Origin of the sequence: Neobacillus canaveralius (assembly GCF_047237705.1) — a bacterium.
In the GTDB taxonomy this organism is placed as follows: Bacteria; Bacillota; Bacilli; order Bacillales; family Cytobacillaceae; genus Neobacillus; species Neobacillus niacini_K.
This window is the reverse complement of the sequence record NZ_JBDFLL010000001.1, coordinates 1,804,382-1,831,043: the sequence shown is the minus strand read 5'-3', so window position 1 is coordinate 1,831,043 and position 26,662 is coordinate 1,804,382. Positions and strand designations below refer to the sequence as shown.

Genomic DNA, 26,662 nt, shown 5'->3' with positions numbered 1-26,662 from the left:
GCACTCTCCCCCTCCATCATTCTATTTTCTAACTGTTAATCTCTCAATTCTTTTTTCCTGCTTACCTTCTATAATCATTTGAACGTAAACACTCGGAGTATGGATAAAATTAGGATCGAGTTCTCCGATTTCACAGAGTGTCTCCACTTCGGCAATCGTTACTTTTCCTGCTGCTGCTATCATTGGGTTAAAGTTTCGAGCTGTTTTGTGGTAAACAAGATTTCCCATCTTGTCTCCCTTCCATGCCCTAACAAAACTAAAATCAGCAATCAGTGCTTCCTCTAACAGATACTCTCTGCCATTAAAGACTTTTGTTTCCTTGCCATCAGCAATCGGTGTTCCTACCCCTGCAGGAGTGTAAAAGGCCGGTATACCTGCTCCGCCTGCTCTTATCTTTTCAGCTAATGTACCTTGTGGTGTCAGCTCTACTTCAAGTTCCCCTGCTAAGACCTGTCTTTCAAACTCTTTATTCTCCCCCACATAGGAGCCTATCATTTTTTTAATTTGTTTATTTTTTAAAAGAGGGCCTAAGCCCCAATCATCGATTCCACAGTTATTAGAGATAACCGTTAAATCCTTTACGCCCTTATCAACCAGCGCTTGGATTAGATTTTCAGGTATTCCGCACAAACCGAAACCACCGACCATTAACGTCGCTCCATCTTGTATATCTGCGACTGCTTCCTGGAAGGATGTACTAATCTTCTTCATCGTGCTCATTCTCCCCTCATTGTAGGCTTAAGCTAGTTCAACGACTGTTGCTACCCCTTGGCCGCCGCCAATACAAAGTGTGGCAAGTCCCTTCTTTGCATTCCGTCTTTTCATTTCATGAATCAGTGTAACGAGAATTCTTGCACCGCTTGCACCGATTGGGTGACCGAGTGCAATGGCCCCGCCATTTACATTTAAAATTTCTTTATTAAAATGAAGCTCACGGTCAACTGCAAGGGACTGTGCCGCAAATGCCTCATTCGCTTCTATTAACTCTAGCTCTTCCATCGAAATAGACGTTTTTTCCAGAACCTTTCTTACTGCTGGAACCGGTCCGATTCCCATAATGCTAGGATCAACACCTGCACTGGCATTCCCTTTAATTGTTACTAAAGGCTTAATTCCCAATTCGTCTGCTTTTTTCCTGCTCATTACGACTACCGCTGCTGCACCATCATTAATACCTGATGCATTTCCAGCTGTTACACTGCCGTCTTTTTTAAATGCTGGACGTAATCCTCCAAGCTTTTCAGCTGTTGTTCCTTTTTTCGGGTATTCATCCGTATCAAAAACAATTGGATCCCCTTTACGCTGCTTCATTACGACAGGAACAATTTCATCTTTAAATTGACCTGTTTCTATTGCCTTTACCGCCTTTTCCTGACTCCAGGCTGAAAACTGGTCCTGTTCTTCTCTTGTAATGGAATATTTATCAGCTAAGTTTTCAGCTGTAACTCCCATGTGATATTGGTTAAAAACGCATGTCAGTCCGTCACTTGTCAAAGTATCTATTAATTTTTGGTCACCCATTTTAAATCCTTCACGGGCATTTTTTAATAGATATGGTGCTTGGCTCATATTCTCCATCCCACCAGCCACAACAATCTCAGCATCCCCCGCTAGAATTGCCTGTGTTGCCAGGTGAACCGCCTTTAAACCAGAACCGCAAACTTTATTGATCGTCATTGAGGAAACGCTTTCCGGAATGCCCGCACTAATTGCAGCCTGTCGAGCTGGATTCTGACCAAGTCCTGCTTGCAGAACGTTTCCTAAAATAACTTCGTCTACTTGCTCCGGCTTTACGCCAGCTTGTTCGAGCGCTCCTTTGATGACAGTTGCCCCTAATTCTGGTGCCGATACATTTTTTAAGCTTCCATTAAAATTACCTAGTGCTGTGCGAACTGCGCTTACAATTACTACTTCAGTTGAACTCATTTTTTTCCTCTCCTTTTAGCAATTTTCCTTTACTATTTCGAGTGTAAGCACAGAAAACCCTCTTATTTTGTCAAAATTTCTATTATTCTTGAATTACAATTTAGCACCTCTACAATAAAGGTATGAATAAACAGACTCCTATATAAGCACTTTATTAAATGAATCCACTTCGAAGGGAGTCTGACAATTATGAGCCAAAAACGTGATAAGGGATACAGTCAAAAGGGCAAGGATTATGCAGAATCTGCCGGCACTGGTAAACGAATGATTGCTGCTGAGGAAATAGAAAAAGCAGTTCATCCTACCAAGAGACAAAATGCCGAGCAATAAGAAATGCGGAAGCGCCTCTAGGCTGCTTGCGCTAGACATAAATAAATTTACTAAGCCGCTAAATGGAGTTAGCGGCTTTTCCTATGTTAGAATAAAAGCCAACATTAATTACCAAATAATGACTACTATTGAACCTTTGGAGGTGTACTTGTGAGAAAGGCGTTGCGAGCTCTTCTAATTTCATTCTTATTTACATTTTCTTTAGGTTTTTATTTTACAAATCGGCTTATATATATGAAAAAGAAGGATGAACAATTTATCGTACAGAGGGAAAAGGAAGCAGGCAGATTCATTCCCGAGCATTTCGAATCACTGCCTAAGCGCGAGGTAATTATTGATTCTCCTTTTGGCTATCCTATTAAAGCGCTGCTAGTAGAACCACACGAGACCAATCAATATGTCATTATTTCCCATGGAGTAACGGAAACAAAAATTAATTCGATAAAATATATGAATCTTTTCTTAGAGCGTGGATTTAATGCGATAATTTATGACCATCGCAGACACGGTGAATCAGGTGGAAAGACAACCAGCTTCGGTCATTATGAAAAATTCGATCTTAAGGCAATTATTGATTGGTTAAAAAAAGAGAAGGGACCGACACTTACGCTCGGTATACATGGGGAATCGATGGGGGCGGCTACAATGCTTCTATACGCAGGAATGCTTGAGGATGGTGCTGATTTTTATATAGCTGACTGTCCGTTCTCAGATCTGAAAGAGCAAGTATCGTATCAACTAAAAAAAGAATTAAAGAATGTCTCAACCATATTAATACCCATTGCTGATTTAATTTTGCGCCTTCGTGAAAAATATTCGATTCGTCACGTCTCGCCCGTATCGGTTATTGAAAATATCAAACATCCCATTTTATTTATTCACAGCGAAAACGATGATTTTATTCTTCCTGCCATGACAAAGGAGTTATATGAAAAAAAACAAGGTCCGAAAATGCTTTATCTTGCTGCAAATGGGCGTCATGCTCAGTCTTTCAATGAGAATCCTGAAGAATATCGCGGAGTCATAGACAAATTTTTGAATAAATACGTTGAGAAAGCTTAACCTCGGTGATTTATGGACTATATCTGCTTGCCTAAAAAACAGAACGCCCAAGTGATTCACGCATCTAGGTTCAATAGGGTCCGCACTTATCGGTAGGGGGATCAAGTTAAGTAGCCGAGCTGATAAATAGACGGAGAAATTCCGCTTAATAAGTAAATATTATCAAGAAAGGCTTAAATAGACGGAGAGCTTCCGCCTATTTACTCGAAAAATTCGAAAATGGGAGATTGTCCTTTGATTAAGCGGAAAACCTCCGCTTATTTACCCCGAAACGAGTTCCATTCTACATCTAACCGGAAAATCTTCGCTTATTTTAATAACGATGCCCATACTTTGCAACTGCTGAATCTCAGCTTACTTGCGTTTCCCTTCTATTCGATATACTCTGAAAATAATATATATTTTAAAAGGAGTGTTAAGAATGGCAAAAGTACAAATTAAAGTAAATGATAATGGTTCACTGCGGATTACTGGCGAGGTAGAATTGCTAGATGGTGCAGGAAATATAATGGAAACAAAGCCGGCCTTTTCTCTTTGCCGCTGCGGCCTTTCCAATAACAAACCTTTTTGTGATGGTTCTCATAAAGGGAAATTTGACTCTCAAGTGCGCGCTGCAAAAGAAGAGTAAGGGCTGCAGAAAAAGGACTCCGGTAGTGGAGTCCTTTTTCTGTCAATCAATCTACTTTTCAATTATTCGATTTTTTCTAAATGACGTACAAGTTGCCCATAATGCCCCGTTACGTGCTTAACGATTAAATGGTCGACTAAGAATGATAATGGTTTTCCGTCAAAGTTTTGATTATAGCTTGGTGCTGTTTTTGCTAAGTCTTCTTCTGTCACTTTTACAAGTGCTGCTTCAACTTTCGGGACTAAGTTTTGTAATGCTGTTAAAGCCTCCTCTTTTTTAATCCGAGAAACAACGTTTTCATCTACTGCGGCTAAACGACGCACGTGTTCATGATTACGTCCCCATTTTGCACCAGGAACCACTAGCAGCGCTTCCAAATCTTCAACCCAAAAATTCACAGCTTCTATAATATGAGAAATGATTTGCATTGCGGACCATTCTGTTTCAGACGGTTTAACATAAAGTGAACCCTCTTCCGTATTTTTCAATACCGCTGCAATATCATCTATACTCTTTTTAAATAATTCCAACTTTTCATTCAGTACTGCCGTTGCCATCGTTTACATCCTCCTTCAAATCTAATAAATATATTTTAAAAAATGCGTTAGAGCCAGCTCTAACGCGTTTTTAAATTAGCAATTTACACGTTCATAATTTTTCTTGAAATAGCCATATAGGAAATCAACAACATTGTAATCAGTTGGTTTATGATGTTCGAAAATAAAATTGCGAAGTGCAAGTGCAGTTGGATCCTCCGCATGAATAATTTCGCCCCATCTGCGTGCTGACCCTTGCACCATTGCAGAACGTGGGATTCGAATTTCTTGGTATGCTTTAAATGCTTCCTCGTAGGATGTATGTTCTTTTAATTTTTCACCTAATACAAACGCATCTTCGAGCGCTTGAACGCCGCCTTGTGCTAAATATTGAAGCATTGCATGACCAGAATCTCCTAATAGCGTAATGTTGCCATTTGTCCAATTGTCGATTGGTTCACGATCATACATTTGCCAACGGAATTGACGGTTAATGTAAGTTAAAGCGTTTTCAACTTTTGGGTGACAATTTTCAAAACGACGTGCCATTTCTTCTGGAGTTCCCCAGTCTTCTACAGTAGCATCATAAGATTTAAATACTACTACTTGGTTGTAAAGCTCTCCACGACGAACTGGATATTGTACCATGTGCAGATTTGGTCCAATCCACATGATTACATCATCTAAGTCTAAGTTTGTATTACTTGACACTTCTTCAATTGGTATTGTTCCACGGTAAGCTACATACGCAGAGTTTACCGGATTATCATCAACCAACTGCCTCCGCATGTTTGATTTTACCCCATCCGCACCAACAACAGCTCCTGCACTAAACGTTTCACCATTTTGGTTAACAATTGTAACAGTATCACCATTTTGTTCAGCAGTTTGAATACATTGGTTGGTAAAGAATTTAATATTACTGCTTTTTTGACATGCTTCATAAAGAACTCTGTGTAAATCAGATCGATGTAATACGATATATGGCTGGCCGAATTCTTTTTGGAACCCTTCCCCTAAATCAAGAGTGGCTAACTCTTTCGCTGTATAAACGTCTTTTAGAACCAGACGTTTTGGTACTACTGCATGCTTTAAAATTTCTTCCTTTACGCCTAAACGGTCTAAAACCTCTAACGCATTGGGTGCTAACTGAATTCCTGCACCTACTTCTCCAAATTCAGGTGCTTGCTCAAAAACTGCTACTGATTTACCTGTTTCTTGGATGGATAGTGCTGCTGCTAAACCACCAATTCCTCCGCCTACTATAATGATGTCGCTTACATTAGTCATTTACAATTCCCCTCCAACTAAGTTATCATCTTCCATAAATAGAGAACTTTGTTATCTCATAAGAAAACTTTAAATCATTTTTCATCCTTTAGTCAACAATTAATTTTTATTTTTCTGAAAACAAATAATATTGACAATCCTTTTGAAATCTTTTAATTTATAAATAGTGAACTAAATTCACAATTAGTGAAATCAAGGAGGCAAACTATGAAACTTATTAATTATACTGTCGCTGGACATACACGTGCAGGGGCAATCGTTGATAACAAAGTAATCGACTTAAACTATGCTTACCAGGCACAATTAAAAGCAGAAGGAAAATATCGATATGAAGCAATCGCAAAAGCATATGTACCCGATAATACTGACGAGTTATATCAAGGCGGGAAAGAATCTTTACAGAAGGCCCAAAATGCAATCGATTTCATTCTAGCTAATCCTGAAAGCTTTGATAAAAAGGTGATTTACAATCTTGAGGATGTTAAAGTTGAAGCACCTGTCGGGCGTCCAGGCAAAATTATTTGTGTAGGTCATAATTACCGCGAGCACATTTTAGAAATGGGTCGTGAACTCCCATCAAACCCAGTTATTTTTGCAAAATTTGCTAATACGATCTTAGGACCAGAGGACGACATTCCACATTATCCAATTTCTGATCAACTTGACTATGAAGCAGAGTTTACTTTTGTTGTAGGTAAACAGGCCCGCAATGTTTCTGAAGAAGAAGCATTAGACTATGTAGCCGGTTATACCATTACAAATGACGTAACCTATCGTGATATCCAACGACGCACGCTTCAATGGCTACAAGGAAAAACAGTTGATGGAAGTGCGCCAATGGGACCATATTTAGTAACCTCCGATGAATTACAAGATCCATCTGGTTTAGGTGTTGTCCTGAAAGTAAATGGTGAAGTACGTCAAAAAACGAATACTGCTAATCTAGTATTCTCTGTTCAAAAATTAGTAGCCTTCCTTTCCAATTTAATGACCTTAGAGCCTGGAGATGTTGTATTAACAGGTACTCCTGGAGGCGTTGGAGTTGCGATGAATCCTCCGCAATTCTTAAAAGATGGAGACGTAGTTCGAATTGAAATTGACCAAATCGGTGCACTCGAAAACAAAGTAAAGGCAACACAAGCGGTAGTCACTGTTTAATTAGAAATACAAGGGGTCAAGCAGTAATTACGCTGCTCCCCTTTTCTCTATAAAATTTGAAGGTTAAAGGAGAATGTGAAATGGCTGAAGTAAATCCAGAAGTTCAAGAGTTTATGAAAAGTCCGATTGTAACCGATTACACAAGAGATATTCAACAATACAACTTGGGACCTCTTTGGGAAGCAATTCCTACAATTATGCACAAAACACCAAAGCCTCAAGCTCAAGCTTATCTTTGGAGTGATGAATTAATCAAAAAGAAAATGGCGGAAGCGGCACAAATCTTCACACCAGAACGAGGTGGAGAACGTCGTGCGATTTATTTTCAAAATCCAGGCTTAACTTATCGGGAACCTTGGGGATGGGGATCTACTACTCAAACGATTTATGCAGCTGTACAAATGTTATTGCCTGGTGAAAAAGCACCATCTCACCGTCACTCACAAAGTGCATTGCGCTTTATTTCTGAAGGTTCAGGTGCATATACAATCGTTCAGGGTGAGCGTATTTTCATGGAAGAAGGCGACTTTTTAATTACTCCAAAGAATTTATGGCATGGGCATGCACATTTAGGGACAGAGCCTATGTATTGGATGGATGCCCTAGATATTCCTACTATTTACGCAATCGGCGGTACATTCTTTGAACCTTATGAGGATGGTTTACAGCAGCCAGATATTCCTGATAACTTTTCAGAAAGACGTTATCGCGGCGGCATGGTTCGTCCTGTTGGTGATGATAAATTCACCGTTGCCCCACTTGCTAATTATAAATGGGACCGCACAGTAGAAGGAATTAAAGGCTTGATGGAATTCGATCCTGATCCACATCATGGATATGCTGTCGAGTACATTAACCCATCAACAGGTAAATCCGCTAACCCGACGCTCGGCACTAGAATGCAGCATTTACCACATGGTTTCAAAACAAAAGCATTACGCCATACACACTCAACTGTTTACCAGGTTCACAAAGGTTCAGGTCACACAGTCATTAATGGCATTCGCTTCGATTGGAAAAAAGGTGACTACTTCGTTGTTCCAAACTGGGCTTGGTATGAACACTCTGCCTCAGAAGACTCTTACCTATTCTCGGTAAACGATTTACCAATTATGAACCGTTTCGATTTAGAACAAGAGCAATCGTTCGAAGAAAATAATGGTCACCAAAAAGTTACTGGTGAATTTAAAGCGGACTTCCGTTAAGGAAAATTCAAATGACAGACGCAGTTTTCAACAGAAGATTATCATATAAAAAAGCAGCCTCTGATTTTCGAGGCCGCTTTTCTATGTCAATCGGATATCTGCAATGGCTGTAATCGGGATGCGGTGTACTTCTTCAAAGTGATCAATAATATGAAGCCGCCCAGTCATTACATCCCAATGATGAATTTTTCCAACGACAATTTCATAATTTCGATTTCGATAATGCGTAATAGTAACGAATTGGTCGAATTCGATTGCTTCTGATAAAGTCATATTCATAAGTTCAAGCTGCTGCTCATCGATTTCTTTCCGCTCTTCATACTGATCTTCCTTCACCCAGTCTCTGAGCATTTTTATATGCTCAGGAAGCATCATTGAAACCCATTTGATTCTTCCGCGGTCGCGAATCATTCACATTCTCCTCCTTACTTCGTCGTTGTCCAGCGCAAGCAGCCAAGGCGCTTACGCTTTTCTGTTTATCTCTTATGTCCTCCAACTAGTGTAGCCCGGTGCTTTGCCGTTCCGGCAGCTGTATAGGAAACAGCCCGCAGCAGGGAACCTGAACCAAAGCGTCTGCGGATAGAATCCACTACGTAGCCAAGCTCCCGCCGCTTTACCGCACCCATGTCAAACAAGTCGAGCTGAAACTCATAATCATCGACGATATTTCCGACACTAATGGCAATCTGCCTTACCGTCTTTCCTGTATAATGTTCGTGGAATAATTCGAGACAGACTCGGTAAAGGTCCATCGTTACATTCGTTGGCTGCTTAATAGTTCTTGAGCGATGAAAGCCGCCTCCGAGTTCATCTTGGCTATAGCCAATGCTAAGGCTGATTGTCCTCCCAGCCTTACGGCGAGATCTCGCTCTTCGGGCTACTTCCTCACACATTTCTAAAATTACATGCTTTATCTCTTCTTCTTCTTTATAATCTCTTAAAAGAATTTGGCTTTTTCCAAAGCTGATTTGCCCCTCAACAAGGGGTGCTCCCAAATCTGAAAGGTCTACTCCCCAGGCATGATGATAAAGCTGATTGCCCATAATTCCAAATTTCTTTTCCAGTGCTTCTAAATCATAGCGAGCCAGCTGACCAACGGTAAATATGCCCATTCCATTTAGCGTTTTTTCAACACGCCTGCCGATTCCCCACATTTCTCTTAGCGGTGAAACCTTCCAAAGCTTGTTCTGGACGTCCTCATACTTCCATTCAGCAATGCCATGTTTCTTTGCTTCAAGATCGAGACAAAGCTTTGACAGTAACATATTAGGACCAATTCCGACTGCACAGGGAAGCTGAAATTCACGTTCAATATCATCCTTTATTTTTGCTGCAATCGTAAAGGCGTCCCCCCATAAATGAAGGGCCCCATCCACCTTGATAAAACTTTCATCAACGCTATACGTGTGTATTGCTTCCTTTGGTACATAACGATTAAACACACGGGTAATCTCAGTAGAAATACGCAAGTAAGTTGCCATTTTCGGCTCGACCACTTGAATGCGCGGGTCATCGGGAATTTCAAATAGCCTGGAACCTGTTTTAATTCCAAATTCTTTCTTTAAAAGCGGTGATGCGGCAAGCACAACACTTCCATTCCGTTCTTTGTTACCGGCCACAGCTAGATAGCAAGTCAAGGGATCAAGACCATGCATGACAGCGGAACAGCTTGCATAAAAGCTCTTCATGTCGACGCATAAAATATGATTGTGCGGTAACGTGCTGTAATCGACCATGACTTTTCCCTCCATATTCGAAAAGCGTAGGGCGCCCGCCTATCGGCGACAAGCATAAGACGAGCCGGCATGAAGGTTGCTCTTTAACCTTCTTGACGGATTGGCTTATGACCTCGAGCCGATGGTGCCCGGAGCTAGACATAATTAAATATCGAACGTTTGTTCCTTATATTATATACATATATTACGCGAATATACGTTCGCATTCAATGGAAATTTTTTGACATGTTTCATGGTTTTGGTTATTTTTCTGATGAAAAAAACGGTATAATTGTGAATGGGGTGCACATATATGGAGAAAAAGCTCATCATTAAGATGATAAAAAATTGTTTTAAACAATATTATTCCGAAGTGGATTCACTGCCAATGAGCAGTAATGATTTAGAAGCGCTTGCGGAGCGGATTATTCAAATAAAAGTAGAACAGCCTTCGGTAGATTTATACGAGGCTGTGAATGATACTGTATACGAATTTTTAACAGGATGAAAGCAAAAAAACCGCTGTCGCGGTTTTATTTTTTGTTAAATGCTTTTTTTCCAATACGTTCAAATAGTCTTGGAAAGAGAACATAGACAACGCTGCCCATGTTCATCCAGCGCGGCAGATTGATTTCTCTCGTTTTCGTGAGCATACTGTCAACGACTTTCCGAGCCACATATTCAGGCTGAAGCATAAACTTTTTAACATTTTTAACATATGTGCCTTTTTCATCGGCTATGTTAAAAAAGTTCGTTGCAATCGGTCCTGGATTCACAGATGTCACCAGAACATTATAATCACTAAGCTCCATCCTTAGTGAATTGGTATAGCCAAGAACAGCATGTTTGGTAGCCGAATAAACACTTGATTTTGGCGTAGCGATTTTGCCCGCCTGAGAGGCAATATTAATAATATGACCAAAACGGCGTTCGCGCATTTTCGGAAGTACCATACTTGTACAGGCCATCAGTCCGACAACATTAACTTCGAACATCCCCTTGATTTCATCCATTGTTGCTTCATGGGCTTCACGGAAAACACCGAAACCGGCATTATTAACCAGAATATCTACTTCGCCATTCTCCGCGAAAATAGTTGTAAAAACTTCCTTCACTTTTTCCGTATCAGAGACATCTAATTGATAGACCTCTACCTTTACTCGATGCTTTTGCTGCAATTCCATTTGCAGCTGCTTCAACTTTTCTATACTTCTTGCAATCAGAACAAGGTTGGCACCACTTGCCGCACAAAGTTTGGCGATTTCAGCACCAATCCCCCCAGATGCACCGGTAATGACAATATTTTTACCCTTAAGTTGTTCCCTAACCATACTCACACCTCATCTAGCTTGATAAAGGACTGGTTGATGATCCTCACTACTACTAATCTCGCCGATTGAGGCTAAATAGTCAAGCTGGCCCACGGTTTCAGATAATGTCAATATCAATTCACGCTTATACGCTGTAGGAAAAAGCCGTTTGCAAAGTTCAAATACAGTATGCTTCTCCTCTTTTAGCCAATTATTAACCTTCATGGCACGTTCATGTTGATGAATCAGTCTTTTTTCAATTAGCTCTTTTAATTGGAAAACTTCCTCGCCATGACCTGTGTAAACACATTGAATTGGATAAGATAACAGCTTTTTCATCGAATGATTATGCTGCAGCTGCGCCTTCGGTCTTTCTACTTCACCTGGTGCCGGCATCTCTAGGAATGGATTCGGAGAGATATGTGCAAGAATCAGATCCCCTCCTATAAGAATGCCATCACTTTCTCGAAATAGAGCGATTTGACTCTGGGCATGGCCAGGTGTCTCAATGACTTTCCATTCGCTTAACCCCGGCGGAATCATCCCTTCAACCAGTTCTCCCGTCAATGAGCGGTTACAGGAGTACCTGAATGTTTGTCTTAAATGTAGGAGAGACGAAAAATATTCTGAGGGAATTCCAAAGTCAACAAATTGTCTTCGAAAAAAATCCTCTTGTTCTTGAAAAAACGCATCTGTTGGTTTAATCCATCGTTCATTGAGCGGATGTCCGTAAACCTCTACCTCATCTGATAGGAAATCAAGCATTCCAACATGATCGGCATGATGATGAGTAATAATCACCTGTTCAATATCATCCGGGCTTAAATGTAATTGCGACAACTGTGTCTTGAAAGCAATCCATGAATCCTTGGTTTTCACACCACAATCGACAAGTGTCAGCACCTCTCCTTTAATTAAGTAAACATTAACGTCCCCGACTGCATAAGGAGTCGGCAAAATTATTTTCGCGATACCGTCTTTCCATTCTGCCATTCAAAAAACTCCTATCGTTATTTATAAATAAAATGTGAACATTTTTTGACAATTATTTATATAGCAAGTGTAACGAATTTACCTTTCGATTGTCATTATTTTTGCATAATAAATTTAAAATAAATAAAAAATTCAGATTTTATCACTTGACAGAAAGACCGATATCTTGCATAATCACTAATAAAATTTGATTCGTACATTCGCGACGATTAAGACCAGTAAATGAACGGAAGCTAGACCTTTCGTCCTTTTCGGATGAGGGGTCTTTTTGTTTTTTATAAAGATTATGAGGGGGCAAAATTAATGAAAAAAATAGCATTTATTGGTGCCGGTTCGATGGCTGAAGCATTTATTTCAGGCATTCTAGAAAATAGTTTGATTGAGAGAAAGAATGTATGGGTTACAAATAATTCAAATGCAGAGCGGTTGAAGAAGCTAAGTGATACGTATGGCGTCCGTACCACCTATGATTTAAACGAATTGTTTGCAGGAGCTGACATCGTCATTTTATCAATGAAGCCAAAGGATGCCGCAACGGCTATCCAATATATTCGTGAATATTTAACCGAAAGAATGCTAGTAGTTTCTGTATTAGCTGGTGTGTCCATGAGTACAATCGAAACATTGGCGAGATTACCGATAGCGGTTGTTAGAGCAATGCCTAATACATCAGCAGCCGTTGGAAAATCTGCCACTGCTGTTGCTGTAAATGAACGAGTTAGCCCTCAGCAAATTGAATTAATGAAAGATCTGTTTGGAACAGTCGGCTTGACTACTTTTGTAGAAGAAGAGCAGCTTGACGCTGTTACAGGACTCTCCGGCAGCGGCCCGGCGTATATTTATTACCTTATTGAAGCAATGGAAAGAAGTGCTGTTGAGGTTGGACTCGATAAGGATATGGCGAGTGAATTAATCGTGCAAACATTAATTGGAGCCGCTGAGATGGTGAAAAACTCCACAAAATCATCTGAACAGTTACGAAGAGATGTAACAAGCCCAGGTGGTACAACAGAGGCTGGGATTAAAGTGCTCGAAGAACACCAAGTCCAGCAAGCGTTCATTTCTTGTATTAAGGCTGCAACGGCCCAATCGAAAAAAATGGGAGCGGCATTACGTGAACAGCTGGAAGTTACCGAACAAACTTCCTAATTTATTTCTATTGATTTAAACTAGGGTAAAAAGGACTAGGAAGTGTACAAGATGCTAACGGTATTATTTTCATTGGGTATCCTGGTCTGGACTGTTTTTCTCATAGACGGGCTAATCGGTTTACAGAAAATCGATGCGTTAGATACTGAGGATTGCTTAGAAAACGGGCCTTTGTTATCCGTCATTGTAGCCGCACGCAATGAAGAATATCAAATAAGAGACAGTATCCTCAGTCAGTTGGCGCAAACTTATCGAAACGTTGAATGGATACTCGTTAATGATCGGTCGACGGATGCCACAGGGCTTTTGATGGACGATTTGCAAAAGGAAGATCAGCGAATCAAGGTTATTCATATAGAAGTATTGCCTGAAGGCTGGCTTGGAAAAAATAACGCCTTATACCAAGGCTTCCTTAAAGCGTCTGGAAAATGGCTTTTGTTCACCGATGCGGATGTAAAGTTTGAAAAAGAGGCTTTTGCAAAGGCACTTCATTATTTTGAGAAGCATAAGCTTGACCATTTAACAGCTGCACCAAACCTTAGCGCGAAAAAGTTTTGGTTAAAATCATTTATAGCCTTTTTTCTATTCGGGTTCTCTTATTTTAAAAGACCATGGGCGGCAAATAACCCCAAATCAAAAATTGGGACTGGAATTGGCGCGTTTAACATGGTTTTGAAAGAAGCATATAGCAACTTTGGAACACATGAAATGGTGAAAATGCGGCCCGATGATGACTTGCAACTTGGAATGCGAATGAAACAAGCAGGCTATGCTCAAAGGATTGCCACGGGGCTTACGCTGATTGAGGTTGAATGGTACGGAAGTTTGCAGGAAGCATTTATCGGACTCGAAAAAAATACATTTGCCGGATTACATTATCGGGTTAGTATGGTGTTTTTTGCAATATTGGGCGTTTTTATTACGAATGTCCTGCCCTTTATAACCATATTTTCTTCTGATAAAATAGTCGCCCTATTAAGCTTAGGAATTATTTTGTTAAGCGGGATTCATTACATGTTGGTAATAAAAAAAATGACTATATTCTCCCCCGCTATGTTTCTAGTATTGCCTGTGACAGCTCTGCTGTTTATCTATTCAATCATCCGTGCCAGCTATTTAACCTATAAACGCGGAGGTATTATGTGGAGAGGCACCTTATACAAATTAAGAGAATTAAGAGACAAAGAGTAAAGTTTTTTTTTAAAAGAGAGCCTTTTGCTATACTAGAATGGACTTTGGTGGTATAGTGACCGAAAAATTAATGATGTACATAAAACATCATCAGGAGGTTCATAATGTCTGCAAAATTATTTTCTCCTTATACGATTAAGGATGTTACACTAAAAAATCGAATTGTAATGGCGCCGATGTGCATGTATTCCAGTCATAACGAAGATGGTCATATACAGAACTGGCACCGCACTCATTATACAAGCCGGGCGGTTGGTCAAGTTGGTTTGATTATTGTTGAAGCAACTGCAGTCTCTCCACAGGGCAGGATTTCGCCTAGGGATTTAGGAATTTGGAGTGATGACCACATTGAAGGGTTCACAGAACTTGTCAACTTGATGAAGGAGCATGGGTCTAAAACGGGTATCCAGCTTGCTCATGCGGGTAGAAAGGCAGTCCTAGAAGGTGAAATCATCGCCCCTACGGCCATTTCTTTTAATGAGCAAATGAAGACTCCTAAAGAAATGACCAAAGAAGATATTGCCGAGACGGTTGAGGCGTTTAAAAAAGGTGCTGAGCGTGCAGCAAAAGCTGGATTTGATGTCATAGAAATACATGGTGCCCACGGCTATCTAATTAATGAGTTCCTCTCCCCATTATCGAATAAAAGAACAGATGAATACGGAGGGTCGGCTGAAAATCGTTACCGCTTCCTTCGTGAAGTCATTGAAGCCATTAAAACAGTATGGGATGGTGTCCTGTTTGTGCGTGTTTCAGCTCACGACTATCATGAAGAGGGGTTAACACCGCTGGATTATGTATTTTTCAGTCAATGGATGAAGGAACAAGGTGTTGATTTAATTGATGTCAGCTCAGGTGCAGTGGTACCAGCAAAGATTGCAGTTCATCCCGGCTATCAAGTTCCATTCTCAGAAACGATTAGAGATGGTGCCGAAATTGCTACAGGAGCAGTGGGTTTAATTACAACTGGTATCCAAGCGGAGGAAATCCTTCAAAACGACCGTGCAGATTTAGTATTTTTGGCTCGAGAATTATTACGTGATCCTTACTGGCCAAGAACAGCTGCCAAAGAATTAGGAATAAGTATTGAGAGCCCGAAACAATACGAACGTGGATGGATTTTTTAATAAAAATGAAAGACGGCATTAAACCGTCTATCATTTTGAAGCAATGTTTATTTCTTTAAAGTCTTCGGCAATTTGTGTATTCAGAAAGACTTCTTGGGCTTCGGCAACTAGTTCACTCCAAGCTTGTCGATCGTAGCGTGAGCTGATGTGGGTCAAACAGAGCTGCTTACTTCCGGATTGTTTCGCCACTTCTGCAGCTTGATGGGTGGTCGAGTGGAAATAATCAAAGGCAAGCTTCTCTTCCCCTTTTGAAAAGGTTGCTTCATGTATTAATAAATCTGCGTTCTGGGCTAGAAGAATGGCGTTGTCACAGTATCTTGTATCTCCAAGAATTGTAACAATCCGACCCTTTATATCCGGACCAAGAAAATCAGCTGGTACGATAATCGTGCCATCATCAAGTGTAACAGTTTCACCTTCTTTAATTTTCCGGAAAATCGGTCCAGGCTGAACTCCCGCCTCGACGAGTTTATCCGCTAAAAGAGTCCCTGGTTTATCCTTCTCGATAATCCGATACCCATATGAAGGAATACCGTGATCTAAAAGTCGAGTTTCAACAGTAAACTGTTCATCTTCAAAAATAACCCCTTCGTCGATTTCGACGATTTTTAGTGGGTATTTTAAATAGGTTTGGCTGACGGAAAGGCTTATTGTGATATAATCTTTCAGTCCTTTAGGTCCATAGACAATGACTTCTGATTCTCCGCCTTGAAAAGAACGGCTGGCTAATAAGCCAGGAAGACCATAGATGTGATCACCATGAAGGTGGGTAATGAAGATTTTCTCGATCCTGCGCGGCCTGATCGAAGTATGTAAAATTTGATGCTGGGTCGCTTCACCTGCGTCGAACAACCAGATGGCTCCACGTTCTTCGAGTAATTTTAATGCAATCGAAGTAACATTCCGAAGCTTTGCTGGAATTCCGGCGCCAGTGCCTAGAAATAAAATGTCCAATATAAAACCGCCTTTACCAATAATAATATAAATAATATAGCATATCGCTTGCACAATTACCCTTTGTGCGTATATTCTCTTTTAAAGGAATAGATTTGAATACATGGTTCAGTCAATTTTTGTGAAATCTAAATTGAATACATATAAAGAGAGGTATTTATCGTGGAACAATCTAAGAATATGACTTCATTAATTATGATATTTGGTGCAACGGGAGATTTAGCAGTTCGGAAGCTCTTTCCGTCCCTTTACCGATTGTTTCAGAAAGGAAAGTTAGACAAATTTGCAGTTATAGGCGTAGCAAGAAGACCCTTAACTACGGAAGAGTTTCAGAATTCTGTAAAGGATTCGGTAATAACTGCTCTCGGCAAAAAGGAAAAAATCGATGAGTTTATCTCTCATTTCTATTATCAGTCACATGATGTAGCCGATTCCAGCTCATACCAAACCCTTAAAAATCTAGCACAGCAAATTGATGATAAATATGAATTAGAAGGTAATCGTATTTTTTATCTTGCCATGGCTCCTGAGTTTTTTGGTCCCATCGCCCTCCATTTAAAATCGGATGGATTGACAGATGTAACAGGTTACAAACGACTTGTAATTGAAAAACCATTTGGACATGATTTAGAATCCGCAAAAGTGTTAAACCAACAAATTCGTCAGGCCTTTTCAGAAAGCGAAGTTTACAGGATTGATCACTACTTAGGTAAAGAAATGGTTCGAAATATTGAAGTTATTCGTTTTGCCAATGCCCTTTTTGAGCCATTATGGAATAATCGCTATATCTCCAATATACAAATTACCTCAAGTGAGACACTTGGTGTTGAAGAACGCGGTCGTTATTATGAAACAAGCGGAGCCCTAAGGGACATGGTGCAAAACCATATGATGCAAATGGTGGCACTTCTTGCGATGGAACCACCGATTAAATTAACGACAGACGAGGTTCGTTCTGAGAAAGTTAGAGTGTTTCGTTCATTAAGAATGATTAAAGGTGAAAAAATAAATAAATATTTTGTTCGAGGGCAATATGGGTCCGGTTTGGTTGAAGATCAACAGGTTCCTGAATACCGCTCAGAAACAATGGTGAACAAGGAGTCCAACACAGAAACTTTCGTAGCTGGAAAGATTTTGATTGATAATTTCCGTTGGGCAGGCGTTCCTTTTTATATCCGAACTGGAAAAAGAATGACGACAAAATCAACTAAAATTGTTGTGCAATTTAAAGACATCCCGATGAATCTTTATTATCAGCCAGAGAAACTGTTGAATCCAAATCTGCTTGTCATTCATATTCAGCCAGAGGAAGGAATAACACTTCATCTAAACGCTAAAAAAGCTGGTGGACATCTCAATGCCCAAGAGGTCAAACTAAGTTTTGCTAATACAGGAATTCATGCTATGAACACTCCTGAAGGGTATGAAAAGCTCCTATATGATTGCATGCGCGGTGATGCAACCAACTTTACTCACTGGGATGAAGTAGCCTATTCTTGGGCCTTTGTCGATAATATATCCGAAGTATGGGAAAAAACGAAAGCCGAAGACTATCCTAATTATGAATCTGGTTCAATGGGACCAAAAGCTGCTGATGAACTGTTAGAAAAAGACGGATTTTTCTGGTGGCCTGTAAATGCTCTAGACGTGGATATCTGTAAATAATACAAAAAAGCTCCGAATTTGTTAATAAAACAAAGACGGAGCTTTTTAATCGTCTTCCTGCTTTTTTTGCGAAAAAGTACGAAGAAAATCTTTATTAAAACTTGTTCCCGTTCCTACATTATGAGCTTTGTCTAATTTTCGGGCTCCGGCATTTTCAATGATATTCTTACCATATTTATCTCGTAGTGTTGAAAGAGTTTTAAGTAACGGCTCTTTTTTTGCATCTTTTTCAAATGAAAATATATCCAGCTGCTTAAAGGCAAGATCATGTTCCACTAAATCATGGCCTGTTATGCCTAACAAACGGACAGGGTTCCCGTTCCACTCCTTGATAAAAATCTGCTTCGCCATCGAAGCGATATCTTCTTTTTGCTGTATAGGATTGGAAAGTTTTTTACTGCGAGTAATGGTTTTTCTATCTTTAAAACGGATCGTAATGCCCAGTGTTGTTGCAAGAACATTTTTTCGTTTTAACCTTACTGAAACCGTTTCTGCCAATGATTCCAATACCCGGTACAATTCTTGTTGATTAGTTGTATCCTTTGGCAGAGTTGTTGAATTTCCAATACTTTTAAAATCAGACACCGCTTGGGGATCGACCTGTCGATTATCGATTCCATTTGCCCTTTCCTTTATGCGAATTCCATTAATGCCGAGCAGTGATTTAAGCTGTATCTCATTGCCAGCTGCTAAATCTCCAATGGTATTAATGCCAATTGTCGTTAACTTTTCAGCCGTCTTCTTACCCACACCATGCATCTCACTGGTGTTTAACGGCCACAAAACGGCAGGGATGTCACGTTTTCGCAGTATCGTAATTCCCATTGGTTTTTTCATATCAGAGGCTGTTTTTGCCAAAAACTTATTTGGAGCAATACCAATACTGCACGGCAAATCGAGCTGTTCGAGAACTCTTTTTTGGATACTTTGAGCAATTTCGACTGGGCTTCCAAGTTCAAAGGAATCGGTAATATCCATATACCCTTCATCAATCGATACAGGTTCCACAAGTTCTGTATAATTCCTAAGTATCTCAAACATGGCGATAGACGCAGTCCGGTAACGATCAAAAGTAGGTTTCCTAATAATTAACTGGGGGCAGAGCTTCTTTGCTTCCCACAGCGGCATGGTAGTCTTGACACCAAACTTTCTAGCTTCATAGCTGCAGGTAATAATAATCCCCCTGCGCTCCTCCACGTTTCCGGCAATTGCTACGGGCTTCCCCTTCAATTCTGGGTCATACGCCATCTCCACTGAGGCATAAAAGCTATTCATATCAACGTGCAGAATGACTCTTCCCTTTTTCGGATACATTTCCTTCAGCATGACACATCTCCTATAACAATAGTATATCTAGTATAACAAAAAGGAGAACCAGTTGGCTCCCCAACAAATAACACTCGTCCAACACTTACTTAAGTATGTGCTGTGAACGATAGAGACCTGGGGTTGTTCCGATATTTTTCTTGAATACTTGATTACTATCACTGGTCTGGCGTTGGAGTGGCTCTGAATGCATTTACAGTCTTGTTCATAACAACCTGTGCATCACCTCCCGAGTCCAGAATCGTATTTTGAAGCGATTCTTTTTCTACCAATACTGTTGTTACGGTAAGCGGCTCTGATGCTTCGGTAGTCAACAAAGCTTCTACTTGCGCAGAGAAACAAGAATCACTTATCTTGGCATGAACCACCGTGGCAACAACATGATTATTAGAAATATAATTTCCATTCCCCGAAACAATACGTATGATTACAGGTGTGGCACCTACCGGCTTGATGTTCTGAGTATTAATTACTTCAGAAAAGTGATTAGCAATTACAGAATTATTATTGCCACTGATATAGAGGAGACCATACAAATCATCTAAACCATTGTCTATTCCCAGAAAAGGAGTCCAAGGTTCATGGTCACGTAAAAAGTGATTTGAAGAAACCAAGTTTTCCGAACAATTTTCCCTGAATACAACCATTCCTGGATAAAATGAATGAAGTCTATTATTTGTGATACTAGAACGTGTCACACCATCAAAATAGATACTGCTCGCACCTCGTGGAAAAACATTATTCGCTGTAATCAAAAGTCCACCAAAATTTTGAGCGTAAATTGAATATCCTTTAAAGCCGGCTCCTATCAAGTTATCGGTTATTTTTGAAGCCTGCCCCCAACCTCGAAGTTCTATACAGTTACCACATTCAGCTATGAAATTATCATGTATAGTCAGTGCATCTGCATGATAAATAGTAATTCCATGCTCTAAATACACAAACCCCATGCCTGTAATCCGAAATGAGTCACAAGCACTTGCAACATAAATACCCGTTTTCCGGTTCGTGTATGTGTTTTCTGGAATTGTTTCTCCTAAACCATCTTCAATAAAATGCAAACCATCAATACAAAAGTCAGAAAACTCTACCGAACTTATTCGGGGATTTCCACTTCGTTCAACATAAAAAGCAGCTCCTTTATATTCCTCGTCATTTACTTCTAGGGGAATATCTACGAGTATGCGACTTCCTCCCGGCCACAATTCATGCAAATCCGCCCATTCATTCTCAGAAGTATTAAAACGAATACTCGAAGATGTAAACCCGTGTCCAGAACCCATAATTTTAAGATAACTAATGTCTATAACTACTTGACTGCCAAGATGATAATCTCCCGGTGGAATATAGATAACCGCACCCGGCTTTCCGCCTTTATTCACATCAGTGTCCGTTTGCCTACTTTTAATATCTGATATAATGCTATTGATTACCTGACCAATATCCTCATACGGATTACCGACAGGCCACTCTGTTACGTCGTAATAATTTTTACTAGCCATAAATAAATTCTCCTATCAATATGGTGTGTTTGTTCATAAACTACTTTTTCCTTGATATAGCTTTCCTGATGTTCACAATCGTTAAAAAGTTATCAAAAAGCCTCCAAATATAATTATTTGAAGGCTTTAATAAATATTAGGTCTTTCTTACTTAAGGCTTTTCTTCAATTTGAACTGGAACATTTACATCATCTAAATTAATGTGGCCCCAGCCGCCAGTATGCTTATCAACTACTTGAATATAAAGGTTTTTACCTTTATATTCTGATGCATCCCAAATGACACGCCGATAGGATTCACCATTATGGCCAGTGGCTTTCATTAGAACTTCATTTGTATCTGCATCAACAAGTGCAACATAGAGAAGCTGCTCATCTGCCCCTCCGGAGGTTAAGAAATCAATTTGACCATCCCCTCCAAGAGTAAAGTTTTCAGATTTCAATACACCAGTAGCAGAATCTCCACCATGATCAGGGTTAAAGCCCCATAGATGGTACCTATTTGGGTCTACCGATGTTGTTGCCTGCCCGAACGGACCACCCCAGCCCCAATCAATTTTATTTGTAACATGGTCATCAGTGAACGTATTTCCTTCCACAATGGTCCAGCCTGACAAATCACCAGTTTGAAAATCATGATTTGTTAATTCAGCATGAGGAATTTCTTCCTGTTCGGATTCATCCCCATAATATGCTGGGACGACGTTGTCACTATAAGCAGAGCCCATCTCATTTACTTTCATCGATATAATTTTAGCTGTTCCATTTTGACTCCACAGCTCGATTCCTAAAGCGTCCGCTCTCGTTGGATATGCTCTTGTGGTGATGCTTTTTTCGCCATTTGCATAGGCTTCAATCATGGATCTGTCCAGGAAGATATGAAGCTTTAAATTTTCCCCATCTAAAGAAAGGGTTCCGGCGCTGCTTGTTTTAGAGATGTCAGGATCTAAACTCATTTTAGAAGCATCTACACCAAATTGTTCGGATGATTCATCAAAATATAAGTTTACTTCTTCCGATGAATCGGAAGATTGACGTACTTTAATCCCATACTTTTCATCCGAATTTGCTTTAATCTCAAGTGTGATTTCTAACATATCACCTTTGATTTTCGCTAAATGCTTATTCGCTTTTGAAATCGTTGAGTTTCTAATATTTATTAGTTTTTTACCACGAAGTGTCTCTAGTTCCTTAATTGGTTCAACTCCAAGCTCACCATTATCTAATAAAGACAATTCTAACGGTAAACCCGCGTTATGGGCCCATCCAGCATCATAATGCTGCGCATCCGTTCTTCTGTCTTGCGCAATGCTATAAAGAATAGAACGTCCTTGTTCATCAATCATCCCGCTCGGTCCTGTAAAATGTTCACCGTAATCAAATAATTTGGGCTCTTCGTGATCCGGGATAAATTTATTGTTTACTTTGTCCCATGAACCAACCCAATGGAATACATATTTTACGTTATGTTCACTATAGCTTTTAAACCAAGGATTGATAAAGAAGGCATACTTTTGTTCACCATTTTCATCTTTTCCAATTGGAAGGAAGACCGGCAATTCCCACACATCACCTGTTTTCGGATATGCCTTGGAATCTCCAGTAAAGAATGGACCAACATACTCCCAATTTTCCAAATCCTTTGATTTATAAAGTAATGCTGACCCACCAACATTCTCGATACCGGAACCAACAATTTGATACCAGGTATCTCCGTCCTGCCAGACGAATGGATCACGGAATTGACCATACATCACTTTTCCTTCCTCTGCTGGTAAATCAGGCTGTTGGATTGTGACAGGTTTTTCGAGCATTTCCCATTTCTTGAGCATTGGATCAGTCACATCCACAGGCTTTGCTAAGCCTGTCATTTGATTCGGAGTCTTGCTATCATCTCCTGCCGTAAAAAATAATGCCGGGTCGCCATTTTTATCAAACGTTGCCGAACCTGACCATACACCGTCTGGTGAAACTCCTGAAGGTGCTAAAGCAACAGGTGCATCTTCCCAATGAACCATGTCATCACTTACGGCGTGACCCCAATGAATTTGGTGCCAATATGGACCCTGTGGATTGTGCTGATAAAAAATATGATATTTTCCATTGTAATAAAATGGAGCATGTGGCTCATTCATCCAGTGACCTGGTGAAAGAAAATGATACTGTGGTCGATAACGATCTCCATCATACACACTTCGATCAAACGATAAATCCGGACTAGGCAATTGACGATTTTCAAAGCTGTCAATTACTTGAGTATAATTCGTTTTAATTTCTTCATCAGATAATGCTTTATTATAGATTTTTAATTCATCGATTATGCCGTTAAACATATTAGTCGTGAACGCGCTTATTACGGCAGCTGTATTGTGTTTACCTATTAAAAGATCGTTTTCAGAAGCGGTGATCGTTGCATTTCGCGGAGTATCCACTTCTCCTGCTAGTTCACCATTTAAAAACAACTTCATCTTTTTCGTGTCTTGATCAAAAGTGGCAACAATATAAGACCATTGATCTTTTTCAAGCACTTTATCTTCTTTTGCCCACACTTCTTTCCATTCTCCGTTTAGACCTGCTTGAAAGGACCATTTACCATGTCGGCCCATTCCTAAAATAAAGCCTTCCCCGCGTGCTTTGTTATGCTGATTAACGATAGCAGAAAGCTGACCTAAATCTCCCCATTCATAGGAACGCGGTGCTACCCAAGCTTCGATTGTAATGGCATCACTAGGCTGGGCAGATTTTTTTACAGCCTGCTTCATATAGGTAGAATACCCATCAAATAAAAGCGCATTATTGACCACCCCTTTCCTCCAAAGAGGATCGGTAGAAGGCTTAAACTCTGCATCATTAAAGACATATTCAACCTTTAAATTCTCATTTTTGACTGTATCAAGAGCGGTATTCCCTTCATTTTCGTCAAATTTCAAATGACTTAGAATTCCACGGCTTTTCACTTGAAAATCATCAAGGTTTAAATGGCCAAATCCTCCAGGATGCTGGTCAACTACTTTAATAAAGACCTGTTCCCCTAAATAGTCTGCCGCATTCCAAGTAACACGATTGTAAGCCTCAGATTCCGGTCCTGTCGCCTTAAATAACTCCTTACCATCCGAAGCACGGACGAGCGCAACATACAAGTCGTATTTTGTTCCTGCATCCATTTCATCTCCTCCTCCTAAAAGGAACGAGATTTCTCCATTGCCCGATAAAGTAAAGGTGTTTGATGCCAGGCTTCCCGTTCTTCTATCCGCTTGTTCTGGGATGTCACCATGAAAGCCCCATAGATGATAATTTCCTTTATGCCCAAACGGAATTTGTGTGTCCCAATAGGTTGATTGATCAGTGACAGTTCCATCAAATGCATTTCCTTCCGCTGACCATCCTGTTAGATCTCCAGTTTCAAATCCTGGGTTTATTAGGTCATCTGGAATTCTCTCATCTACATTGTAGACATGAAAATCATCGACATTAATATGGCCAAATCCTCCGGAGTGATAGTCGACAACTTTGATATAAAGAGCTTCACCAATATACTCTGAGGCATCCCATGTTATTCTGCGATATTTTTCGGTATTTGCCCCCGTTGCCTTCATTAGTTCTTCGCCGGTGGCTGCATTGACGAGTGAAACATATAATGTATTAAGATTCTGTCCTCCACCAACTAAGAAGTCAATAACTCCATTCCCCTCAAGGACAAAGGTAGATGACTTCATCATTCCTGTTCGTAAATCAGACTTGTCATCAATTGTCGCTCCTCGGAACCCCCACGCATGATAGGTACCATGGTGCTCAAACGGACCACCCCAAAATTCAGTAATATTAGAGACTGGTGCTCTAAACGCGGAGCCTGTAACGGTCCATCCGGATAAATCACCCGTTTCGAAATCAGGATTTTCGATTGTATTAGATAGGTTACCGACATCTACATCTTCTACATACCTAGTAAAATTTGCTTCTTTCAACGGATAATAGGAGAGCGAATTTATCGTTACTTCTCCGTCTTTTGCATATAACTCTATATTTTTACTGGATTCGCTTGGGAAGATTTGATTGGTAAATACGGTTGTACCCTCTTCAGCAAATACCTCGACAGATGAGCGGTCAACGAGAAGTTTCATATTCAAGATCCCATCTTTTACGGACAAGTTCGTCTGCTGGATAGAAGGGAATCCTGGATGAAAATCTGTCTTACCTGACTGTGTTCTGTCTACAGATAATTTGCCTTCTGCGATATTATAGGAAATCGTCGTAGCCTCTGTTTCACCTTTACGCACATGAAATCCCAATTCGTTTGCTGTCGTTTCATTAAGATTGAATTCTGCTTCAATCTCAAACATATCAGCATGAATATCCTTTAATAGATTTTCAGTAGTAAATTTCTTGTTCACAATTTTTACTTCATCCGCTGTATCTCGTAAGCTCGTTAATTCTTCGATTGGCTGTTGTTTTAAAAAGATCCCTTCCTCTTTCTGGACTAACGATAACGCGCGGGGTATGGTGGCAGAACCACGCCAGGTTGAAGTTGGAATTTGTCCAGCATATTGAGCAGGATTATTCATCCACCCAAGCCATATCCGGCGACCATCTTCTGGTTGGTTAACGGTATTGTTCCATGTTACAGCCGCGTAAAAATCAGCTCCGAAGTCTGCCCACTTTAATTCTTCCGTGGTTTCACCAGGAGTAAATGTAGTTCCATCGAAATCTCCAACATAGTAATGCATACCGGTTCCACCAGTTGGTGTGGGATTGATACTTACCGTTAGAACCCATTTCGAGCCGGTTTGGTTCCCGTTAGCATCATATACTGGCAGCTCGAATAAATCCGGACATTCCCAAAGACCTTGTTCCGCTGTTTTTAGATCGGAAAATTCACTTACTTTTTTCCAATCTAATAGATTACTAGATGAATAGAAATCAATTCGTTTCCCGCTCGTTATGACAAAGATCCATTGGTTGCTTTGCTCGTGCCAAAAAACCTTTGGATCACGGAAAACACCTGAACCCCCACTGCTTGCCTTAAGATCATTAGGCATTGTTAGAACTGGATTTTGAGAAAGTGTTGTCCAATTTCTGCCATTATCCACACTATAGGTAGCGCTTACATGTTGGTTATCACCGCCAAGTTCACTTGTATAAAGTGCTACCATTGGTGGATTTTCTTTTGTCCCCAAACCAGATGTATTTTGATAATCCACTACAGCACTGCCTGACCAAGCAAAACCATTTTCATCTGGATAAATAGCAATTGGGTAATGCTCCCAGTTTACTAAATCTTTACTAATGGCATGGCCCCAATACATCGGTCCCCAAACTTTATCAGTGGGATTATGCTGATAAAATAAATGATATTCTCCGTTATAATATACCATTCCATTTGGATCATTCATCCAGTTTTTTATTGGTGAAAAATGATATCCTGGTCGATAGTTTTCGTTATTTTCCACCGGAAGTGCAGCAGCTTTAACACTTGTAAAATAAGGTATAAACGATTGAATCGTCAATATAACAATAATAAACACATGGAGAAGTTTGTTCCCCTTTATGATTTGATACATGCCATCACCTTTTTTAGGAAAATTTTCATTACGATTTT

22 protein-coding genes are annotated in these 26,662 nt (G+C 40.1%); 10 read left to right on the top strand and 12 right to left on the bottom strand.

What is annotated here, in order from left to right:
* Positions 1-21: 21 nt before the first annotated feature.
* Positions 22-711: a CoA transferase subunit A gene (locus ABC255_RS09160; RefSeq protein WP_335530798.1), complete on the bottom strand. Its 690-nt coding sequence runs from the start codon at positions 709-711 to the stop codon at positions 22-24.
* A gap of 27 nt (positions 712-738) precedes the next feature.
* Positions 739-1,926: an acetyl-CoA C-acetyltransferase gene (locus tag ABC255_RS09155; RefSeq protein ID WP_335530796.1), complete on the bottom strand. Its 1,188-nt coding sequence runs from the start codon at positions 1,924-1,926 to the stop codon at positions 739-741.
* 189 nt (positions 1,927-2,115) lie between these two features.
* Between ABC255_RS09155 and ABC255_RS09150 the strand changes: the two genes are divergently transcribed.
* The 3 genes from ABC255_RS09150 to ABC255_RS09140 all read left to right on the top strand — a co-directional run bounded on the left by ABC255_RS09150 (position 2,116) and on the right by ABC255_RS09140 (position 3,946).
* Positions 2,116-2,256, top strand: coding sequence for a hypothetical protein (locus tag ABC255_RS09150; protein WP_335530795.1), 141 nt, complete (start codon positions 2,116-2,118; stop codon positions 2,254-2,256).
* Positions 2,257-2,406: 150 nt separating this feature from the next.
* The gene (locus ABC255_RS09145) at positions 2,407-3,318 is read left to right on the top strand and encodes an alpha/beta hydrolase (RefSeq protein ID WP_412992925.1); all 912 of its coding nucleotides are present in this window, start codon (positions 2,407-2,409) and stop codon (positions 3,316-3,318) included.
* A 421-nt stretch (positions 3,319-3,739) separates the two neighbouring features.
* Entirely contained in the window at positions 3,740-3,946 is a 207-nt protein-coding gene (locus tag ABC255_RS09140; RefSeq protein ID WP_412992923.1) for a CDGSH iron-sulfur domain-containing protein, read from the top strand.
* A 62-nt stretch (positions 3,947-4,008) separates the two neighbouring features.
* Here ABC255_RS09140 and ABC255_RS09135 read toward each other — a convergent pair whose 3' ends face one another.
* Positions 4,009-4,503 carry a DinB family protein gene (locus ABC255_RS09135; protein ID WP_412992921.1) on the bottom strand — a complete coding sequence of 165 codons (495 nt, stop codon included), beginning with the start codon at positions 4,501-4,503 and terminating at the stop codon, positions 4,009-4,011.
* Positions 4,504-4,578: 75 nt separating this feature from the next.
* Positions 4,579-5,772, bottom strand: coding sequence for an FAD-dependent monooxygenase (locus ABC255_RS09130; RefSeq protein ID WP_412992919.1), 1,194 nt, complete (start codon positions 5,770-5,772; stop codon positions 4,579-4,581).
* Between the two features lie 207 nt (positions 5,773-5,979).
* Here ABC255_RS09130 and ABC255_RS09125 point away from each other — a divergent pair, with 207 nt between their 5' ends.
* Positions 5,980-6,930 (top strand): fumarylacetoacetate hydrolase family protein, encoded by a 951-nt coding sequence (locus tag ABC255_RS09125; protein ID WP_412992917.1) that lies wholly within the window; start codon positions 5,980-5,982, stop codon positions 6,928-6,930.
* Positions 6,931-7,010: 80 nt separating this feature from the next.
* On the top strand, positions 7,011-8,135 hold the full coding sequence (locus ABC255_RS09120; RefSeq protein WP_412992915.1) for a cupin domain-containing protein: 1,125 nt from the start codon (positions 7,011-7,013) through the stop codon (positions 8,133-8,135).
* Between the two features lie 81 nt (positions 8,136-8,216).
* On the opposite strand, the gene ABC255_RS09115 is transcribed toward ABC255_RS09120, so the two are convergent.
* Both ABC255_RS09115 and ABC255_RS09110 read right to left on the bottom strand, forming a co-directional pair.
* Complete coding sequence (locus ABC255_RS09115; RefSeq protein ID WP_335530788.1) at positions 8,217-8,546, bottom strand: YolD-like family protein; 330 nt, start codon at positions 8,544-8,546, stop codon at positions 8,217-8,219.
* Between the two features lie 65 nt (positions 8,547-8,611).
* Positions 8,612-9,871 (bottom strand): Y-family DNA polymerase, encoded by a 1,260-nt coding sequence (locus tag ABC255_RS09110; RefSeq protein WP_412992912.1) that lies wholly within the window; start codon positions 9,869-9,871, stop codon positions 8,612-8,614.
* A 292-nt stretch (positions 9,872-10,163) separates the two neighbouring features.
* Here ABC255_RS09110 and ABC255_RS09105 point away from each other — a divergent pair, with 292 nt between their 5' ends.
* A complete protein-coding gene (locus ABC255_RS09105) occupies positions 10,164-10,358 on the top strand; it encodes a YqzH family protein (RefSeq protein ID WP_412992910.1) in 195 nt (64 codons plus the stop codon).
* Positions 10,359-10,383: 25 nt separating this feature from the next.
* On the opposite strand, the gene ABC255_RS09100 is transcribed toward ABC255_RS09105, so the two are convergent.
* Both ABC255_RS09100 and ABC255_RS09095 read right to left on the bottom strand, forming a co-directional pair.
* Entirely contained in the window at positions 10,384-11,181 is a 798-nt protein-coding gene (locus tag ABC255_RS09100) for an SDR family NAD(P)-dependent oxidoreductase (RefSeq protein ID WP_412992908.1), read from the bottom strand.
* 9 nt (positions 11,182-11,190) lie between these two features.
* Entirely contained in the window at positions 11,191-12,153 is a 963-nt protein-coding gene (locus tag ABC255_RS09095; RefSeq protein WP_412992906.1) for an MBL fold metallo-hydrolase, read from the bottom strand.
* A gap of 303 nt (positions 12,154-12,456) precedes the next feature.
* Here ABC255_RS09095 and proC point away from each other — a divergent pair, with 303 nt between their 5' ends.
* From proC to namA, 3 genes are all read left to right on the top strand, one after another.
* Entirely contained in the window at positions 12,457-13,302 is an 846-nt protein-coding gene (proC, locus tag ABC255_RS09090; RefSeq protein WP_412992904.1) for a pyrroline-5-carboxylate reductase, read from the top strand.
* 51 nt (positions 13,303-13,353) lie between these two features.
* Positions 13,354-14,493: a glycosyltransferase gene (locus ABC255_RS09085; protein ID WP_335530780.1), complete on the top strand. Its 1,140-nt coding sequence runs from the start codon at positions 13,354-13,356 to the stop codon at positions 14,491-14,493.
* A gap of 104 nt (positions 14,494-14,597) precedes the next feature.
* Positions 14,598-15,620 (top strand): NADPH dehydrogenase NamA, encoded by a 1,023-nt coding sequence (gene namA / locus ABC255_RS09080; protein ID WP_412992902.1) that lies wholly within the window; start codon positions 14,598-14,600, stop codon positions 15,618-15,620.
* A gap of 30 nt (positions 15,621-15,650) precedes the next feature.
* Here the strand turns inward: namA and rnz are convergent, their stop codons facing one another.
* The gene (gene rnz / locus ABC255_RS09075) at positions 15,651-16,574 is read right to left on the bottom strand and encodes a ribonuclease Z (protein ID WP_412992900.1); all 924 of its coding nucleotides are present in this window, start codon (positions 16,572-16,574) and stop codon (positions 15,651-15,653) included.
* Between the two features lie 195 nt (positions 16,575-16,769).
* Here rnz and zwf point away from each other — a divergent pair, with 195 nt between their 5' ends.
* Positions 16,770-18,239: a glucose-6-phosphate dehydrogenase gene (zwf, locus tag ABC255_RS09070; protein ID WP_412998520.1), complete on the top strand. Its 1,470-nt coding sequence runs from the start codon at positions 16,770-16,772 to the stop codon at positions 18,237-18,239.
* A gap of 45 nt (positions 18,240-18,284) precedes the next feature.
* On the opposite strand, the gene ABC255_RS09065 is transcribed toward zwf, so the two are convergent.
* From ABC255_RS09065 to ABC255_RS09055, 3 genes are all read right to left on the bottom strand, one after another.
* Positions 18,285-19,562: a DNA polymerase IV gene (locus tag ABC255_RS09065; protein WP_412998519.1), complete on the bottom strand. Its 1,278-nt coding sequence runs from the start codon at positions 19,560-19,562 to the stop codon at positions 18,285-18,287.
* Between the two features lie 161 nt (positions 19,563-19,723).
* Positions 19,724-21,067: a NosD domain-containing protein gene (locus tag ABC255_RS09060; RefSeq protein WP_412992898.1), complete on the bottom strand. Its 1,344-nt coding sequence runs from the start codon at positions 21,065-21,067 to the stop codon at positions 19,724-19,726.
* A 151-nt stretch (positions 21,068-21,218) separates the two neighbouring features.
* Positions 21,219-26,624: a GH32 C-terminal domain-containing protein gene (locus tag ABC255_RS09055; protein WP_412992897.1), complete on the bottom strand. Its 5,406-nt coding sequence runs from the start codon at positions 26,622-26,624 to the stop codon at positions 21,219-21,221.
* Positions 26,625-26,662 lie beyond the last annotated feature (38 nt).

Bases quoted from the DNA above. Each gene is read 5' to 3' on its own strand.
- ABC255_RS09120 (WP_412992915.1), top strand. From the start codon at position 7,011: ATGGCTGAAGTAAATCCAGAAGTTCAAGAGTTTATGAAAAGTCCGATT.
- ABC255_RS09140 (WP_412992923.1), top strand. From the start codon at position 3,740: ATGGCAAAAGTACAAATTAAAGTAAATGATAATGGTTCACTGCGGATT.
- zwf (WP_412998520.1), top strand. From the start codon at position 16,770: ATGATATTTGGTGCAACGGGAGATTTAGCAGTTCGGAAGCTCTTTCCG.
- ABC255_RS09105 (WP_412992910.1), top strand. From the start codon at position 10,164: ATGGAGAAAAAGCTCATCATTAAGATGATAAAAAATTGTTTTAAACAA.
- ABC255_RS09115 (WP_335530788.1), bottom strand. From the start codon at position 8,546: ATGATTCGCGACCGCGGAAGAATCAAATGGGTTTCAATGATGCTTCCT.
- ABC255_RS09130 (WP_412992919.1), bottom strand. From the start codon at position 5,772: ATGACTAATGTAAGCGACATCATTATAGTAGGCGGAGGAATTGGTGGT.
- ABC255_RS09060 (WP_412992898.1), bottom strand. From the start codon at position 21,067: ATGGCTAGTAAAAATTATTACGACGTAACAGAGTGGCCTGTCGGTAAT.
- ABC255_RS09110 (WP_412992912.1), bottom strand. From the start codon at position 9,871: ATGGTCGATTACAGCACGTTACCGCACAATCATATTTTATGCGTCGAC.
- ABC255_RS09155 (WP_335530796.1), bottom strand. From the start codon at position 1,926: ATGAGTTCAACTGAAGTAGTAATTGTAAGCGCAGTTCGCACAGCACTA.
- ABC255_RS09125 (WP_412992917.1), top strand. From the start codon at position 5,980: ATGAAACTTATTAATTATACTGTCGCTGGACATACACGTGCAGGGGCA.
- ABC255_RS09100 (WP_412992908.1), bottom strand. From the start codon at position 11,181: ATGGTTAGGGAACAACTTAAGGGTAAAAATATTGTCATTACCGGTGCA.
- ABC255_RS09085 (WP_335530780.1), top strand. From the start codon at position 13,354: ATGCTAACGGTATTATTTTCATTGGGTATCCTGGTCTGGACTGTTTTT.
- ABC255_RS09160 (WP_335530798.1), bottom strand. From the start codon at position 711: ATGAAGAAGATTAGTACATCCTTCCAGGAAGCAGTCGCAGATATACAA.
- namA (WP_412992902.1), top strand. From the start codon at position 14,598: ATGTCTGCAAAATTATTTTCTCCTTATACGATTAAGGATGTTACACTA.
- proC (WP_412992904.1), top strand. From the start codon at position 12,457: ATGAAAAAAATAGCATTTATTGGTGCCGGTTCGATGGCTGAAGCATTT.
- ABC255_RS09150 (WP_335530795.1), top strand. From the start codon at position 2,116: ATGAGCCAAAAACGTGATAAGGGATACAGTCAAAAGGGCAAGGATTAT.
- ABC255_RS09055 (WP_412992897.1), bottom strand. From the start codon at position 26,624: ATGTATCAAATCATAAAGGGGAACAAACTTCTCCATGTGTTTATTATT.
- ABC255_RS09095 (WP_412992906.1), bottom strand. From the start codon at position 12,153: ATGGCAGAATGGAAAGACGGTATCGCGAAAATAATTTTGCCGACTCCT.
- ABC255_RS09135 (WP_412992921.1), bottom strand. From the start codon at position 4,503: ATGGCAACGGCAGTACTGAATGAAAAGTTGGAATTATTTAAAAAGAGT.